Origin of the sequence: Pseudomonas sp. NFR09, assembly GCF_900111535.1 — a bacterium.
GTDB lineage: Bacteria > Pseudomonadota > Gammaproteobacteria > Pseudomonadales > Pseudomonadaceae > Aquipseudomonas > Aquipseudomonas extremorientalis.
The window spans coordinates 1-16,456 of sequence record NZ_FOIH01000003.1 but is presented as its reverse complement, the minus strand read 5'-3'; the positions used below and the strand labels follow the sequence as shown (position 1 = coordinate 16,456).

The 16,456-nt window shown below is 63.1% G+C and carries 15 protein-coding genes; 8 read left to right on the top strand and 7 right to left on the bottom strand.

From position 1 onward, the window contains the following. The first annotated feature begins 230 nt into the window (after positions 1–230). The 3 genes from BMX59_RS07575 to BMX59_RS07565 are packed head-to-tail and all read left to right on the top strand — an operon-like array spanning position 231 to position 2,732. Positions 231–1,187, top strand: coding sequence for an aliphatic sulfonate ABC transporter substrate-binding protein (locus tag BMX59_RS07575; RefSeq protein ID WP_093120924.1), 957 nt, complete (start codon positions 231–233; stop codon positions 1,185–1,187). Positions 1,188–1,197: 10 nt separating this feature from the next. After that, positions 1,198–2,019 carry an ABC transporter permease gene (locus BMX59_RS07570; RefSeq protein ID WP_093120923.1) on the top strand — a complete coding sequence of 274 codons (822 nt, stop codon included), beginning with the start codon at positions 1,198–1,200 and terminating at the stop codon, positions 2,017–2,019. Beyond that, entirely contained in the window at positions 2,016–2,732 is a 717-nt protein-coding gene (locus tag BMX59_RS07565; protein ID WP_092250256.1) for an ABC transporter ATP-binding protein, read from the top strand. Before BMX59_RS07570 ends, BMX59_RS07565 begins: the two co-directional genes overlap by 4 nt. On the opposite strand, the gene BMX59_RS07560 is transcribed toward BMX59_RS07565, so the two are convergent. From BMX59_RS07560 to BMX59_RS07550, 3 genes are all read right to left on the bottom strand, one after another. Next, on the bottom strand, positions 2,729–3,646 hold the full coding sequence (locus BMX59_RS07560) for a FecR domain-containing protein (protein ID WP_093120922.1): 918 nt from the start codon (positions 3,644–3,646) through the stop codon (positions 2,729–2,731). The two genes, BMX59_RS07565 and BMX59_RS07560, sit on opposite strands and share 4 nt — an antisense overlap. Then, positions 3,643–4,161 carry a sigma-70 family RNA polymerase sigma factor gene (locus BMX59_RS07555; RefSeq protein ID WP_093120921.1) on the bottom strand — a complete coding sequence of 173 codons (519 nt, stop codon included), beginning with the start codon at positions 4,159–4,161 and terminating at the stop codon, positions 3,643–3,645. The genes BMX59_RS07560 and BMX59_RS07555 overlap by 4 nt, the downstream gene beginning before the upstream one ends. A 92-nt stretch (positions 4,162–4,253) precedes the next feature. Further along, a complete protein-coding gene (locus BMX59_RS07550) occupies positions 4,254–4,871 on the bottom strand; it encodes an LbetaH domain-containing protein (protein WP_093120920.1) in 618 nt (205 codons plus the stop codon). A 113-nt stretch (positions 4,872–4,984) separates the two neighbouring features. On the opposite strand from BMX59_RS07550, the gene BMX59_RS07545 reads away from it, so the two are divergent. Next, a complete protein-coding gene (locus tag BMX59_RS07545; protein ID WP_093120919.1) occupies positions 4,985–5,950 on the top strand; it encodes a threo-3-hydroxy-L-aspartate ammonia-lyase in 966 nt (321 codons plus the stop codon). Continuing rightward, positions 5,947–6,327: a RidA family protein gene (locus BMX59_RS07540; RefSeq protein ID WP_071489547.1), complete on the top strand. Its 381-nt coding sequence runs from the start codon at positions 5,947–5,949 to the stop codon at positions 6,325–6,327. Before BMX59_RS07545 ends, BMX59_RS07540 begins: the two co-directional genes overlap by 4 nt. On the opposite strand, the gene BMX59_RS07535 is transcribed toward BMX59_RS07540, so the two are convergent. The 4 genes from BMX59_RS07535 to BMX59_RS07520 form a co-directional block, all read right to left on the bottom strand. After that, positions 6,315–6,941 (bottom strand): helix-turn-helix transcriptional regulator, encoded by a 627-nt coding sequence (locus BMX59_RS07535; protein ID WP_071489548.1) that lies wholly within the window; start codon positions 6,939–6,941, stop codon positions 6,315–6,317. The two genes, BMX59_RS07540 and BMX59_RS07535, sit on opposite strands and share 13 nt — an antisense overlap. Positions 6,942–7,023: 82 nt before the next feature. After that, positions 7,024–8,469: a mechanosensitive ion channel family protein gene (locus tag BMX59_RS07530; RefSeq protein WP_092250268.1), complete on the bottom strand. Its 1,446-nt coding sequence runs from the start codon at positions 8,467–8,469 to the stop codon at positions 7,024–7,026. A gap of 68 nt (positions 8,470–8,537) precedes the next feature. Next, the gene (locus BMX59_RS07525; RefSeq protein ID WP_071489550.1) at positions 8,538–9,398 is read right to left on the bottom strand and encodes a pirin family protein; all 861 of its coding nucleotides are present in this window, start codon (positions 9,396–9,398) and stop codon (positions 8,538–8,540) included. Positions 9,399–9,474: 76 nt separating this feature from the next. Then, positions 9,475–10,680: a multidrug effflux MFS transporter gene (locus BMX59_RS07520; protein WP_093120918.1), complete on the bottom strand. Its 1,206-nt coding sequence runs from the start codon at positions 10,678–10,680 to the stop codon at positions 9,475–9,477. Positions 10,681–10,780: 100 nt separating this feature from the next. Between BMX59_RS07520 and BMX59_RS07515 the strand changes: the two genes are divergently transcribed. From BMX59_RS07515 to BMX59_RS07505, 3 genes are all read left to right on the top strand, one after another. Beyond that, positions 10,781–11,887, top strand: a complete 1,107-nt coding sequence (locus tag BMX59_RS07515) for an efflux RND transporter periplasmic adaptor subunit (protein WP_093120917.1) — start codon at positions 10,781–10,783, stop codon at positions 11,885–11,887. Positions 11,888–11,889: 2 nt separating this feature from the next. Then, positions 11,890–14,973, top strand: a complete 3,084-nt coding sequence (locus BMX59_RS07510; protein WP_093120916.1) for an efflux RND transporter permease subunit — start codon at positions 11,890–11,892, stop codon at positions 14,971–14,973. Between the two features lie 98 nt (positions 14,974–15,071). Then, positions 15,072–16,456: DUF6531 domain-containing protein (locus BMX59_RS07505; RefSeq protein WP_371914366.1), on the top strand; the 1,385-nt coding region annotated here is incomplete at its 3' end.

Here is a 16,456-nt window from a genome sequence, read left to right as displayed (position 1 = left end):
TATCTCTTTATTTATTCTTTATTGATATATAAAAGCTGTTGCACCATAAACAGCTGATCAACAGTTTGCCCTCTCCCACCACAGCCCTTCCCCCTCGAAGCCCCCGTGATTAGGCGTCAAAAGCCAATGGCACAGAGACTGCATATTCTTTAAAAGCATGATAGAGCATGCGGTGTTATTTTTCTGAATATAAGAAAAACCTTCTCTCAACGCCTTGCCGGAGCTGTTCCATGAACCCCTTCACCCAACGTCTATTGGGCGCCTGCGCCCTTGCCCTGTGCATGCAACCGCTGGCCCACGCCACCGAAACCGATCCAGCCGAAGTCAACCTGGACTACGCGTACTACTCGCCTGTCAGCCTGGTGCTCAAGCATTTCGGCTGGCTCGAACAAGCCTTGCCGGACTCCAAAGTGGGCTGGGTATTGAGCCAGGGCAGTAACCGGTCCCTGGAATACCTCAACAGTGGCGGCGTGGATTTCGCTTCTTCGGCCAGCCTGTCCGCAGTACTGAGCCGCGCCAACGGCAGCCCGATCAAGTCTGTGTACGTCTACAGCCGCGCCGAATGGACCGCCCTGGTGGTGCGCAAGGATTCACCGCTCAACAGCGTCACCGACCTCAAGGGCAAGAAAATCGCCGCCACCAAAGGCACCGACCCGTACCTGTTCACCTTGCGCAGCCTGCAAAAGGCCGGGCTGAAAAAGGACGACGTGGAGCTGGTGCACCTGCAACACCCGGACGGCCGCACCGCCCTGGAAAAAGGTGACGTGGATGCCTGGGCCGGTCTCGACCCGCACATGGCCGCCAGTCAAATCCAGGCTGGTTCGCGCCTGTTGTACCGCAACAAGGACTTCAACAGCTACGGTGTGGTGAGCGTCACCGAGAAGTTCGCCAAGGCTCATCCGCAAACCATCACCAAGGTCATCGGCGCCTATGAAAAGGCCCGGGACTGGGCGGTCAAGCACCCGGATGAATTTGCCAGGCTGCTGGCCGACGAGTCCGGCCTGCCGTTGGAAGTGGCCAGGCTGCAACTCTCGCGTACCGACCTGAGCACGCCGTTCTTGAGCAGCAAGGACGTGGTGTCGTCCAAGGCCGCCGCACCGATCCTGGTGTCCGAAGAGTTGGTGCGCAAAGGCGTGAATGTGGACCAGGTGATCGACCAGTTGATCGACACTTCGTTCGGCCACTGAGGAGCACGTGATGACCAGCAAAACCCAAGCAGTGCCTCTTGCCACGCCCTTGGCGATCAATCGCAGTGCCTGGCCGAGGCGCCTCAAGGGCCTGGTGTTGCCGGTGCTGATCCTGCTGGTGCTGGAGGTAGTGGTTCGAGTGGGCTGGCTGCCGTCCTACCAGATGCCGGCGCCCAGCGAAATTGCGCTGACCCTCACCGACCTGGCCGAAGGCGCACTGTGGAAACACATCAGCGCCAGCCTCGGCCGGGTAGTGCTGGGGTTCGTCATTGGTGCCAGCCTGGCGTTGGTGTTTGCCTCCTGGGTGGGGTTGAGCCGTGAAGCCGAGGCCTATCTGGAACCGACCTTCGCCGGCTTGCGCTCGATCCCCAGCCTGGCCTGGGTGCCGCTGTTGCTGCTGTGGTTGGGCATCGACGAAACCTCGAAGATCGTACTGATCGCAATTGGCGCGTTTTTCCCGGTGTACCTCAACGGCGTGGCGGCCATCCGCGACATCGACCGCAAGCTGGTGGAAGTCGGGCAGATGCACGGTTTCAGTCGGCGGCGCCTGGTGCGTCGTATCCTGTTGCCGGCCGCCCTGCCCGGCCTGTTCACCGGGTTGCGCAGCGGCTTGAGCCTGGCGTGGATGTTTCTGGTGGCAGCCGAGTTGATCGCCGCCACCAAAGGCTTGGGTTACCTGCTCAGCGATGGGCGGGAGACCTCGCGGCCGGACATCGTGCTGGCGGCGATCATCGTGTTGGCGCTGCTGGGCAAGGTCAGCGATGGCCTGCTCGCCGCGCTGGAAAAGCGTTGCCTGGCCTGGCGCGATACCTTCCAGGGAGCTGGGCAATGAGCGTGCGAGCGTTGTTGGATATTCATGTAGCGCGCAAGCGTTTCGCCGACACCACCGTGCTGAAAGACGTGCGCCTGGCCCTGCAACCTCGCGAAGCCGTGAGCCTGCTGGGGCCCAGTGGTTGCGGCAAAAGCACCTTGCTGCGCATCGTCGCCGGCCTGGAACAGGACTTCCAGGGCGAACTGCGCAGCCCCGACGGCGAAGTCGCCTTTGTGTTCCAGGAACCCCGACTGATGCCCTGGCTCACGGTGGAACAGAACATCGGTTTCAGCGACGACAACCATTACGACAGGGCCTGGGTCACGCAACTGATAGAGGAAGTCGGCCTCAAGGGCTTTGCCCAGGCGTTGCCCAAGGCATTGTCCGGCGGCATGGCGCAGCGAGTAGCCATCGCACGCGGTTTGTACTCACGCCCACAGGTATTGCTGCTGGATGAACCGTTCAGCGCGGTGGATGCGTTTACCCGCATGAAGCTGCAGGACCTGCTGCTGCAACTGGCCGAACACCATGCCATCGCCTTGTTGCTGGTGACCCATGATGTCGACGAGGCGTTGTATTTGAGTGATCGGGTGCTGGTGATGGATAACCGGCCGAGCAGCATTCGCCAGGCGCTTGCAGTGGAATTGCCACACCCCAGGGACCGGCGTGATCCGCGGCTGGCGCAACTGAAGGCGCTGTCACTGACGGCGTTGCAGCAGGCACACGTGATCTAGGCGATCTTGCGCAAGGTCACCCAGTACCGCGTCCGCGCCTGCACCTCGAGCCCCAGGGTCTGGGCCAGCAGGTTGAGGATGCGGTCAGTGTCGTCCAGGCGAAAACTGCCGGTCACTCGCAATGTTTCCAGGCTCGGATCCCAGCGCAACACACCGGGACGATAACGCTCCAACTCCCGTAAAAAGTCGCCCAGTGCCTGGTTCTGTGCGGTCAGCACACCGTCGCGCCAGCCCGGTTGCAACACATCGAACGGAGCCCAGGCGCCGAGCCCCTCGGCTTGCAGCGAGGCTTGCCGACCACCCGGCAACGACGCCATTTGCCCGGTCAAGTCGCGTACTTGAACCGAGCCCTGGAGCACCGACACTAGACAGCCCTTGGTCATCTGACGGACACACATCTCAGCCTGGCTGACCCGCAACTCGCCATAGCGGGTCTGCACCGTCATCGCCGCCGCCCCTGGCACATTCAGCGCCAGCTCACCGTTCACCAGTGTGATGCGCCGCTGTGCAAGGTCCATGTCCACCGCTGTCGCCGTGTTGAGCTGCAAGCTGCCGCCATCGGCCAAGGACATGCGCCTGCGCTCGCCGGTGGCGGTGTGCAGGTCGGCGCGCCACGCCTCGATGGGCAACTGGCGGCTGACCAGCCAGGCCGTCGGCACCAAGGCTGCGATACCCAATGCGCGCTTGAGCACCGCGCGCCGCCCCAGTTGCGGACGGTCGAGGCTGGCCATCGCCAGGGCCTGGGGCAAGTCACTGAAACGCTGGCGCAGGGCCTGGGCTTTTTGCCAGGTCTGCTCGTGCTGGGGGTGGCTGTCTCGCCAGTGCTGCAACGCGGCGTGGTCACGCTCAGTGGCCGCGCCGGATTCGAGCAGCGCCAGCCATTGGGCAGCGGCGCGGGCGACGTCACGGCTCACAGGTCCACCAGCAGGCAATGTTCGTAGGCCTGGGCCATGTAGCGTTTGACCGTGCGCTCAGACACCTCGAGCCGATCGGCGATCTCCCGATAGCCCAGGCCTTCCAGCTGGCTCCACAGGAAGGCACGGCGCACCAGCACCGGCAAGCCATCGAGCAACTCGTCCAGGGCTTGCAGGGTCTCGAGCACCAGCCAGCGCTGTTCGGGCGATGGCACGCAGGCTTCCGGCAGGCTCGCCAGCGCGTTCAAATAGGCCTGCTCAAGGCTGCGTCGCTGATGGAAATTGACCAGCAGGCGTTTGCCGACGGTCACCAGATAAGCACGCGGCTCCTGCATCTGCGCAATCGGCTGGGCGCTGGCGAGTACGCGCAGGAACGTATCCTGGCTCAGGTCGGCAGCATCCCAGGCATTGCCCAGGCGCCGGCGCAGCCAGCTTTCCAGCCAACTGCGATGGTCGCGGTACAGGCTCGACAAGGTCAGTTCGGGGGCGTGGGTCGGAACAACAGCATCATTCATGGCAAGCGACCTGCGCGGCGCGAGTGAGTCTCAAATGAGATTCATTCTATTTAATATCGCGCTGACTGACCATGATCTTTTCAACACTGTGTTTATAGGGAGGCTTCAGCATCGAACAGCTGCCCACGCCCCACCACACTCCCCGGCTTGAGCACCGCCCCCGGCGCCAACACCGCATTGGCGCCGATACGGCACTGGTCGCCGAGCAACGCGCCAAACTTGTCGCAACCGGTACGCTGCAAGGTGCCGTCGACCCGCACTCGCACCTCCTTGTCATCACGCTCGTTACGGTAGTTGGCGACGATGCTCCCCGCCTCCAGGTTGATGCCGTGCCCCAGCACCGAATCACCGACGAAATTGAAGTGCGCCAGCTTGCTGCCGCTGAACATGAAGGAGGTCTTCAACTCGGCACCCGGGCCGATGATGCAGTGTTCCTCCAGCCAGCAGCCGCCGCGCAGCAGCGAACCGCTGGCGATAAAGCAATGGGCGCCGATGATCAGGGGTGGCTTGAGCAGCGCGCCCGGTTCGACGGTGGCGGTACGGTGGATGGCGATCTCGCCCTGGATGACGTACTGGTCTGCCGGCAGTTCGGCCAGGAGTTGGCGAACAACGGCTGGCGCCTGGGCGGCCAGCGCCCAGGGCGCGAGATCAGCCCAGGGTGCAAGAGGAGAGTGGGCGAAGTCTGAAATATAGTCGGTGAGGCGGATCAATGTTGAATCCTCCGGTGGTCAGAGAAGTGCAAAACGCTAACATGCGCACACCAGACTTTACTGTTTGTCTTGTTATGGATATTTTATCCAGATCAGTCAATGAGGTCCGTCCCATGCCATTGCCGACTTACCAAGATGTCATCGCTGCCGCCCAACGCCTTGACGGTGTCGCCCATCACACCCCTGTGTTCACCTCGCGCACCCTCGACGCACTGACCGGCGCCCAAGTGTTCATCAAGTGCGAAAACCTGCAACGCGCCGGTTCCTTCAAGTTCCGGGGTGCGTTCAATGCCCTGTCGCAGTTCGATGCACAGCAGCGCAAGGCCGGGGTGGTGGCGTTCTCGTCCGGCAACCACGCCCAGGGCATTGCCCTGGCGGCGCAGTTGCTGGGCATGCCGGCAACCATCGTGATGCCCAGCGATGCGCCGGCGGCCAAGGTCGCGGCGACCCGTGGCTACGGCGCCAGTGTGGTGCTGTATGACCGCTTCACCGAAGACCGCGAACAGATCGGCCGCGACCTGGCCACCGAGCAGGGCCTGACCCTGATCCCGCCCTACGACCACCCGCATATCCTTGCCGGGCAAGGCACCGCCGCCAAGGAACTGCTGGAGTTCACCGGCCCGCTGGATGGATTGTTCGTTGGCCTGGGTGGTGGCGGCATGCTCTCGGGCACGGCGTTGTCGACCCGTGCCCTGGCGCCGGATTGCCAGCTGTACGGCGTGGAACCCGAAGCCGGCAATGACGGCCAGCGCTCGTTCCGCAGCGGCAGCATCGTGCACATCGATACGCCGGCGACCATTGCCGATGGTGCCCAGACCCAGCACCTGGGCAACTGCACCTTCCCGATCATCCGCGACCAGGTCAATGACATCCTCACCGTGTCGGATGCCGAGTTGGTCGGCGCCATGAAGTTCTTTATGCAACGCATGAAAATGGTGGTCGAGCCCACCGGCTGCCTGGGCCTGGCCGCGTTGCTCAACGAGGGTGAACGTTTCAAGGGCCAGCGCGTGGGCATTATCGTCACCGGTGGCAACGTCGATATCGAAAAGTACGCGGCCCTGCTCTGCGAGGCCTCATGAACATCATCCAGACCGCCCATGCGGCACAGCCTGCCGGCCATTACTCGCAAGCCATCCGCCACGGCGACACGCTGTATATCTCCGGCCAATTGCCGGTGAGCCCGGATGGGCGGCACAACCTGGCAGCGTCATTTGCCGAACAGGCGCGGATTGCCCTGGATAATCTATTGGCCATCCTCAACGCCGCCGGCGGAACCGCGCAGGACCTGGTGAAGGTCACCGTGTACGTAGCCGGCGTCGAGCATTGGCCGGCCTTCGATGGCCTTTATGCTGCCGCGCTGGGCGAGCACCGCCCTGCCCGTGCGGTGGTGCCGGTGCCGGAGTTGCACCACGGTTACCTGATCGAGATCGAGGCCATGGCACGCTACTTGGCGTAGGTGTAGACCGCCGCACGCGACACGCCCAGATGGGACGCCACCGTTTCCATGGCCCGGCGGATGTCCAGGCAACCCGAGTCCTTGAGTTCCTGCATCAGCACACGCCGGTCGGCCGTCTTCAGCGCGCGCGGAGTGGTGGCCAGGCGTGCGGCGAACTGGTCGATGCGCGCACGGATCACGTCGGCGCCGGAAGGGTCCAGGGACTCGATGAGTTTGTCGCCGCTGACCGAGCCGAATTGTTCGAGCATGCCTTGCAAGCCCCGGAACAACGAGAGGTCGACGTTCATGCACAAGGCCGCGACGTACTCGCCGCCGGCGCCCTTGATGCCGATCGACGTGCTCTTGACCTGGCGGCCGTCGCTGAACTGGTTCTGGTAGTTGGCGATGACTTGCGGGTAGTCGGGGTCGGCAATGCGCGCCAGGCCCAGCTCGGTGGTCGGGTCGCCCGGTGCACGCCCGGACAAGTTGTTGTGGATGGCCAGGATCGAGTGCCGGGGGTCGCGCAAGTCGTGCAGGACCACTTCGCAGAAGGGGCTGAAGGTCTTGCTCAGGCCCTCGGCGATCTGTTCGAGCTGGCTGATCAAGTGAGTATCGTCGGGAGAGGTGGTTTTCATGCAAGACAACATATCCAGTCCTGGACAGGGCGTCAATTTACCCCCTGCCCCTCAGTGTGGCGCCCGTACCCGAGGCGTGCGGTCAGAGACCACGCTGGCGCAACCACTGCAGAAAGCCTTTCTTGACGGGCACCACCGGTGCCTCTTGCGTCAGCGCCTGCGCGGCGTGCACACGGAAATCCAGCAAGGCCTTCATCGCTTCGCCGATGTCGTGGCGCGCATCCAGGCACGGCTTCAAGTATTCCTTCTCGATGCGGTACAGGGTGCAGAACGTCTTGGCCGAGAAATCCGCCAGCGTCGCCTGGTCCGACAGGATCCCGGCCTCGCCGATCACCTCACCCGGCCCCATGCGCCCGGCTTCGAATTTGTGCCCGCCCTTGGTCAGCATCACCGAGACCACACCGGACTCAACGATGAACAAATGATCGCTGACCTCCCCGGCCGGCAGGATCATCTCGCCGGCGCGATAGGTGTGCAGGGTCATGTTCTGGCTGAAGGTGTCTTTCTCTTCCTGGCGCAGGGTGGAAAAAATCGACGAACGCTCCAATAAAGCGCGCGCTGCGGACATGGCCGGTGGCGCGCTGCTTTCAGTGGCCGACAGCACGCCGACGCCCGCCGCCTGCAAATGCCGGAAAGCCAGGTCGTAAAGCTGGTTGCGCACTTCGCGCTTGAGGGCCATGGCCGGTACGAATCCGCTGATTTCATACTCGACGCCACCACTGGCCGACGTCTTGAACGCCACACTTGGCGCCGGCGTGCCCAGCAGCGGCCGACACCCTTGCATCGCCCGCTCCAGGGCTTCGATCACCGTTTGCGGCCGCGCATGGGGGCTGACCTGCAGGCTGACCGCCAGGCCGAACATGTCCGCCGGGCGCGAGAAATTGATGATCTTGGCCTTGGCCGCCAGGGAGTTGGGAATCACCGCCATGCTGCCCTGGGAGGTTTGCAGGCGCGTGGCGCGCCAATCGATGTCCGTCACCCGGCCTTCGGTGCCGTCGATGGAGATCCAGTCATCGATTTGATAAGGCTTGGTGGTGTTGAGGACGATCCCGGAGAACACGTCACTCAAGGTACTTTGCAGCGCCAGGCCGACAATGATCGCTACCGCGCCGGAGGTGGCGAGCACACCCTTGACCGGCAAGTCGAGCACGTAGGCCATGGCGGCAATGATCGCGATCAGGAAGATCACCGCCCCCATCAGGTCCTGCAACAGGCGGCCGGTATGCCCGACCCTCTGCATCATGAGCGTGCCGAGCAACACGGTCAGCGTACGCGCCGCGAACAGCCACCAGCCGATCTGCAACGCTGTGGCGGCCAGGTGCAAGGCGGTGTTGTCCGCATAGGGCGCCAGTTGCATGGGGTTCATGCCGTCGTTGAACAGCACCGCGCTGAACACCGCGAAGATCACCAACCGCGCCGCCAGCTTCCAGTTGGCGAGGTTGGCGGAAATCAGGCGCCACACGGCGATGTCGATCAAGATCAGCGCCAGGGCGCACAGCATCGGGTGATCAGCGATAAATGAGGGCATCCAGGCGACTCCAGGGCGAATGCCGTGAAGATCGCATGAAATGCCGCGCCAGGGTATAGCGGGTGTGCTTACATCTGCCCGAAACGACCCGACTGAAAGTCCACGAACGCCTGGTGAATCTCCTGCTCGGTATTCATCACAAACGGCCCGTGCCCGACGATCGGCTCGTCAATCGGCTCACCGCTGAGCAGCAGCACCTTGGCGTCATCATTGGACTCCAGTGTCAGTTGGCTACCCTCGCGCTCGAACAACGCCAATTGCCCCTGCCGCGCAACTTGCTCGCCATTGACCAGTACCGTGCCGCGCAGGATCACCAGGGCGGTGTTGCGCCCTTCGTGCAGGTCCAGGGTGACGGGCTTGCCGGGGTTCAGGCGCAGGTCCCACACGTCAATCGGCGTAAAGGTACGGGCCGGGCCCTGGGTGCCGGCAAACTCACCGGCAATCAGGCGCAGTTGCCCGGCGTCGTCGGCCAAGGGCAGTACCGGGATGTCGCCATCCACAATCGTCTGGTAACCGGCATCGGCCATTTTGTCCTTGGCCGGCAGGTTGACCCACAGTTGCACCATCTCCAGCGCGCCGCCCTGGCGGGCGAAGGCGGCGGAGTGGAACTCTTCGTGGAGGATGCCTTTGGCAGCGGTCATCCATTGCACGTCGCCGGGGCCGATGGTGCCGCCGGCACCCGTGGAATCGCGGTGTTCGACTTCGCCGTCGTAGACGATGGTCACGGTTTCAAAGCCGCGATGGGGGTGCTGGCCGACGCCGCGACGTTGCTCGGTCGGGGTGAAATCGGCCGGGCCGGCGTGGTCCAGCAACAGGAATGGGCTGATGTGCTTGCCCATGGCGTCGTAGGAAAACAACGTGCGCACCGGGAAGCCGTCGCCGACCCAATGGGCGCGGGGGCTGGTGTAGATGCCGATAAGCTTTTTCATGGTGTACCTCCAAAGTGCATACACCATAAGGCTGCTGGCGGTTGAGCACTAGCCGGCAAAAGCAGCCCTGTTCGTCCTACGTATAGGACAATCCCTTGGCCTGACGTTGCCGCAGCAGGTGAAACGCCACGAACGCCGTCAGCGCGAAGCTGGCCTGGATGATGATCATCGGCGCGGCACTGCCGTCCCGCAACTGGCTCAACAAGACACCGCTGCAGGTGGCGCCGAACATCTGCGCAAACCCCATCAGTCCCGCCGCCAGGCCTGCACGATGCGCATTGGGCATTACCCCACCGGTCACCGCGCCCGGCAACACCAGACCACCGCCCAGGGTGACCAGCGCAATCGGGATGTCCAGGCCGAGCACCGACAGGCCGAACAGTTCATAAATGACCACGGCCGACACCCCGCCGGCGGCGACCATCGTCACGCCCATCGCCACAATCCGCTGAGGCCCCAGACGCATGATGTTGCGGCGGGTATAGGTGGACCCCACGATCAGCATCGATACGATCAGGCCGAAATTGATGCCGTACTCCAGGCTGCTGAAGCCCAGCAGGTTGATGAACACCGCCGACGAACCGGCGATTACCGCAAACATGGCGCCATAGGTGCACGCCAATGCCACGGCGAACGCCCGGTACTGGCGCCCCTTGAGCAGGTCCAGGTATTGCCCGCCGAGGGTACGCCAGTGACCGGCCTTGGGGTCTAGGTAGTGGTTGCTCTCGCGAAAGAACAGCAACGCCAGCAACAGCACCACGCTGCCAATCGCCAGCGCCAGGAGGATCGGCGCGTGCCAGCCGAACAGATTGATCAGCAGGCCACCGACCATCGGCGCCACCACGATGGCGTAGAGCATGCCGATCATGGTCAGCGCCAGGGCCGGCCCGGCTTCGGCCTTCCACACATCCCGCACCACCGTGCGCGCCAGCACCAGCGCAGCACAGGCGCCCAGGCCTTGCAGCACGCGGGCGGCAATGAACTGGTGGATGTCGTGGACCAGCAGCATCGACAAGGTTGCCAGCACGTACAGCACCAGGCCGCCGATCAGCACCGGGCGCCGGCCGATACGGTCCGACAGCGGGCCGAACAACAGTTGCCCAAGGCCGAAAGCGGCGACAAATGCCGAGAGCGCCATCAGTGCCGAACCCGCCGGCGCCGCCAGCGCCTGCTCGATGGCGCCCAGGCCGGGAATGATCAATTGGGTCGAGACCTCACCCAGTGCCGTCAGGGCCACCAGTAAAAACAGCAGGCTTCGCGATGGGAGCGGGGCGTTTGTCATGGGGAGCATCCGGGGGCTGGATTAATTTATATTTCGACCATAATATGCGTAAAAAATTATGTCCATAATTTTTTGCCCAATGGTTACCCCGGAGCCCGCCATGCACCCTCTCCCCCTGCGTCTTCTCACGCCCTTGGCCCTGTTGATCGTCCTCAATGGCTGCAACAGCAAGGCCGACACCGCCGCCGAAGTTCCTCAACCTCGCCCTGTCCTGGCCGCCAAAGTCGAAGCGGCCGACACCCAGCAAAGCGCCTATACCGGCGTGGTCGCGGCGCGTACCGAAAGCGACCTGGGGTTCCGGGTCGGCGGCAAGGTCATCGAACGCAAGGTCGACCCCGGCCAGCATGCGTCCCGTGGCGACACCCTGCTGGTGCTGGATATCGGCGACTTCGAACTGGCCCTGCGCTCGGCAAAAAACCGCGTCAGCGCCGCCCAGGCACAATTGCGCCAACGCCGTGACGACGAAAACCGCTATCAGCGCCTGGCCAGCACCGGCGCCGTGTCGCGGCAGATCTTCGACCAATCGGCAACCAACCTGCGCGTGGCCGAAGCCGAACTGGCCGCGGCGCAATCCGACGCCAGCCAGATCGAAAACCGCCGCACCTACTCGGTGCTCAAGGCCGATGGCGACGGCATCATCACCGATGTGCGGGCAGACCGCGGCCAGGTGGTCGCCGAAGGACAGATCGTCGCGCGCCTGGCCCACGACGGTGCCCGTGAAGCTATCGTCAACCTGCCGGAAAACCAACGCGAACAAGCCTCGCAGAAAGCCCTGGCCTTCGCCTTCGGCGCCCCGGACCAAGCGGTGACCGCCACCTTGCGCGAACTGTCCGCCAGCGCTGACCCGACCACCCGCACCTACCGCGCCCGCTACGTATTGCATGGCGCCGTCGATCGCTTCGCCCTCGGCTCGACCATCACCGTGCGCCTGCAAGGCAACGGCCAGGCCCAGCAAACTCGCGTGCCCATCGGCGCCTTGCAGGATGCCGGGCAAGGCACCGGTGTCTGGGTAATCGGCACAGACGACAAGGTCAGTTTCGCCCCGGTGAAAGTCGCCAGCCTCGGCCAGGAAGACGCGCTGCTCGACAGTGGTGTAACCCCCGGTCAAATCGTCGTCGCCCTGGGTGCGCACCTGCTGCACGACGGTGACGCCGTACGCCTGCTGCCCGCCCAGGTCCTGGCCCTCAACCGCAAACAGGACAACTGAGCATGCGTGGTATCAACCTCTCTGAACTGGCGGTCAAGCACCGTGCGGTCACGTTGTTCCTGATCATTGCGATCCTGGCCGCCGGGGTGTTCTCGTTTGGCAAGCTCGGTCGCGCCGAAGACCCGTCCTTCACCGTCAAGGTGATGACCATCACTGCCGCCTGGCCCGGCGCCACCGCCCAGGAAATGCAGGAGCAAGTGGCCGACCGCCTGGAAAAACGCCTGCAGGAACTGGACTACTACGACCGCGTCGAGACCATCGCCCAGCCGGGTTTCGTGTCGATGCGCATGACGTACAAGGAGTCCACGCGGCCCAGCGAAATCCAGGACCTGTTCTACCAGACCCGAAAAAAACTCAGCGATGAAGCCGCCAGACTGCCCAAGGGCGTGAGCGGGCCGTTCTTCAACGATGAATATTCCGATGTGTATTTTGCGCTGTACGCCCTGGAGGCCGAACACCTGCCCCATCGACAGCAGGTGCAGATGGCTGAGGAACTGCGCCAGGGTTTCCTCAACCTGCCAGGGGTGAAGAAGGTCAATATCCTCGGCGAGCAGGCGCAACGGGTGTTCGTGGAGTTTTCCTATGAGCGCCTGGCGACCCTGGGCATCAAGCCGGATCAGATTTTCTCGGCGTTGGCCGCGCAGAACGCCGTGGCGCCGTCGGGCTTTGTCGAGACCGCCGGCGCCCGTGCCTACATCCGTATCGACGGCGCGTTCGACAGCCTGTCACTGATCGAAAACGTGCCGCTGGAAGTCAACGGCCGCGTGCTGCGCATCGCCGATGTGGCCACCGTCAGCCGAGGTTATGAAGACCCGCCCAGCTACCGCATCCGCCACCAGGGCGACCCGGCGCTGATGCTCGGCGTGATCATGGAGAAACACTGGAACGGCCTGGAACTGGACAAGAGCCTCAAGGCCCAGGAAGCCAGAATCCAGGCCGACCTGCCGCTCGGGGTCAACTTCGCCAAAGTCTCCGACCAGGCGAAAAACATCAGCCTGGCGGTCAACGAGTTCATGCTCAAGTTCTTCGTTGCCCTCGCCGTGGTGATGGTCATCAGCCTGTTGGCCTTGGGCTTTCGTGTCGGCCTGGTGGTGGCCGCTGCGGTGCCGCTGACCTTGTCGGTGGTGTTTGTGATCATGCTGCTGACCGGGCGTGAATTCGACCGCATTACCCTGGGCGCGCTGATTATTTCCCTGGGGTTGTTGGTGGATGACGCGATCATCGCCATCGAGATGATGGTGGTGAAACTGGAGGAAGGTTTCGACCGCATCCACGCCGCCACCTTTGCCTGGAGCTCCACGGCGGCGCCGATGCTCACCGGCACGCTGGTGACCATCATCGGCTTTCTACCGGTGGGTTTTGCGCGCTCCGGCGCCGGGGAATATGCCGGCAATATCTTCTGGATCGTCGGTTTTGCGCTGATTTCATCCTGGCTGGTGGCGGTGGTGTTCACACCTTACCTGGGCGTGAAGCTGCTACCGCAGATCAAGCCGGTGCCCGGCGGGCATGACGCAATCTACGCCGGGCGCTACTACCAGAAACTGCGCACGCTGGTGGAGGCCTGTGTGCGCAGGCGCTGGCTGGTGACCGGGCTGGTGGTGGCGGCGTTTGTGCTGTGCGGGCTGGGCATGGGTGTGGTGAAGAAGCAGTTCTTTCCCAACTCCGACCGTTCCGAACTGATTCTTGAGGTGTACATGCCGCCGGGCAGCGCCTTTAAAAGTACCGAAGCGGTAGCCGCACAGTTGGAAAAAGCCCTGCTGCAAGAGCCTCAAACCACGATGGTCGACACCTATGTGGGCGGCGGTGCGCCACGCTTTTTCCTGTCGCTGAACCCTGAACTGCCGGACCCGGCGTTTGCCAAGCTGATCGTGCAGACCCCGGACTCCCATGCCCGCGATGCATTGAAACTGCGCATGCGCGAGCGGATTGCGGCCGGTGAGTTCCCGGCGGCGCGGGTACGCGTCACGCAGTTGCTGTTCGGCCCGCCTGTGCCGTTCCCGGTGGTGTTCCGTGTGTCCGGCCCGAATGTGGATGTGCTGCGTGGCGTGTCCGAAGCCGTGCGCAAAGTCGTCGCCGCCAACAAGTTGACCAAGGATGCCTTCCTCGATTGGGGCGAGCGCACCAGCGGCTATCGCCTGGTACTGGATCAGGACCGCCTGCGTTTGCTGGGCTTCACCCCCAACGAGGTCAAATCCCAGCTCAACGCACTGCTCAGCGGCAATCCCATCACCGAAGTGCGCGAAGGCAACCGTACCGTCTCCGTGGTCGCTCGCGCCCAGGGCAGCCAGCGCGAAGACCTCGGCAACCTCAACAACATGACCCTCACCAACAGCGCCGGCACCTCCGTGCCGCTGGCCCAGGTCGGGCATTTCCAGGCGGTGATGGAAGAACCGATCCTCAAGCGCCGCAACCGCGCGACCACCGTCGAAGTGCGCGCCGACATCATCGACGGCGTGCAACCGCCCGACGTGGAAATGGCCGTGTACAAAGACCTGCAGCCGCTGATTGCCACACTGCCCGCCGGTTACCAGATCGACATCGGCGGCCCGGTGGAAGAAAGCGCCAAGGCCAACGTCGCCCTGGCCGCGCTGTTCCCGATCATGATCCTGCTGACCCTCACGGTGATCATGTTCCAGGTGCGCTCGTTCGGCGTGATGTTCATGGTCTTCGCCACGACGCCGCTGGGCTTGATCGGTGCGGTGCCGACCTTGCTGCTGTTCAACCAGCCGTTCGGGTTCAACGCAATCCTGGGCTTGATCGGGATTGGCGGGATACTGATGCGCAACACGCTGATCTTTACCGACCAGATTCGCCAGAACCAGGACCACGGCATGGCCATTCGCGAGGCAATCATCGAAGCCACCGTGCGGCGTGCACGGCCGGTGATCCTGACCGCGCTGGCGGCGGCGCTGGCGTTTATTCCGCTGACGTTGTCGGTCTTCTGGTCGTCCCTGGCCTACGTGCTGATCGGTGGGGTGCTGGTGGGCACCGTGTTGACGCTGTTGTTCTTGCCGGCGCTGTGCAGCCTGGTGCTGGGGCGGGAGAAGACGAGAGTTGTCGAAACGTCCCACGTAAGCGCCGGATAAGCTCTACTCCCCTCCCCTGAAAAGGTCCGCAAAGTCCCTCGCCTGACTACACAGTGCGAGGGATTGCAGATGGACTTTCTGGTTGTTGGAGCTGTTTCTTGAACCCGGCCATTGGCAGGCTGGCCCTGACCCCAATGGATGTGAAGACGGTCGATATCGAGCGCGTCTTTCGCGATTTCCGGGAATGCCTGAATACCTTTGACGCGTGGGCTTCAAGCTTTTGGAGCGTTTCGGCGCTGGATGTCGAGCAAGTCTTCAAGGTCGGGGATGAAGTGGCGCTGGTCGCGCCGATCAACCGTTCTCTTTACCCAAGCACCACCGTTGCGACTTGCCAGGCCAACGGCAAGCTGACCCTGGTGCACCTGTTCCAAAGCACGCGATTTGTACCCATCGGCAACACGCCGGTGATGGTGCAGCGTGTCGACCCCAACGGCGGCCCACTGGGCGAGCCGATCCACACGACCATCGGCCCCAGCGGCATCCTCGAAATCGACCAGTGTGAGCGCGACCAGCAATACCGGGTCAGCTTCTATCCCAACGTTTCCGAGGATCACCTCAAGGCGCTGTATGCGTCTTATCAATCGGTGATTGATGGGTTGGAAGTTCGCCTGCGCGAAGAGTGGAAAAACACCTTCGAAGCCCAGTGGAAAGACTACACAGACGCCAGCCCGCTTGATCAACGCAGGCTGCTGGAGAAGGCGTTTCTTCATGGCATGGGTAAGGCGTTCTACAGCCTTTGGGACAATTTCACACAACTGTACGACCTGCTGGCGGACCTCAAGAGCAACAGCCAGAAGTTGCTGCAATACGTCTCCCAGACCGAACTGGATGACCTGCTGAAACTGGGCAAGGACGCCATCGCCCATGGCCTGCTGGTGCTCTGCGACGAGCCGCTGATGTTTATCTACCTGTCGGCGATCTGCAGTTGGATACGGATGTTGCCGCCGCAAGCGATGAGCGAGGTGATGGGGGAAATCACCGGCGACGTGTTGATCGCTTTGCTGTTGGTGAGGGTTGCGGGAGCCATGGGCGTGACCGTGCGCCTGGGTGCCCAAGTGATGAGTCACATCAAGCCTGGCCGGGCTCGCCAGTGGCTGGAGATGCTCGCGGACCAGTTGGTCGGGCCTCGGTTGGAGGCGCATGTCGAGGCGGCCAGGCCGTTGCTGCTGGGTAGCTCCGCGACGCCGGTCCGGGTGATTCCGGATGCGCCGTTGAAGGCTGGGGATCAGGTGGTCTCCAACGCGGTGCCGGTGGTGCGCAACAAGTCCCAGCGAACCGCGTTGGTGCGGCAGGAGACCGTGGATGACGTGCCGGTTTCTGCTCGCAACCCGAATGGGGATGCGGCGGCATCTTCGGACAAGACCGCGACCAATGGGTGCCCGGTGTCGATGGTCACCGGCGAGGAACTCCTGACCCTCACCGATGGGACGCTGGACGGGATCTTGCCGTTTGAGTGGACGCGGTTGTATCGCACCAGTGCGGT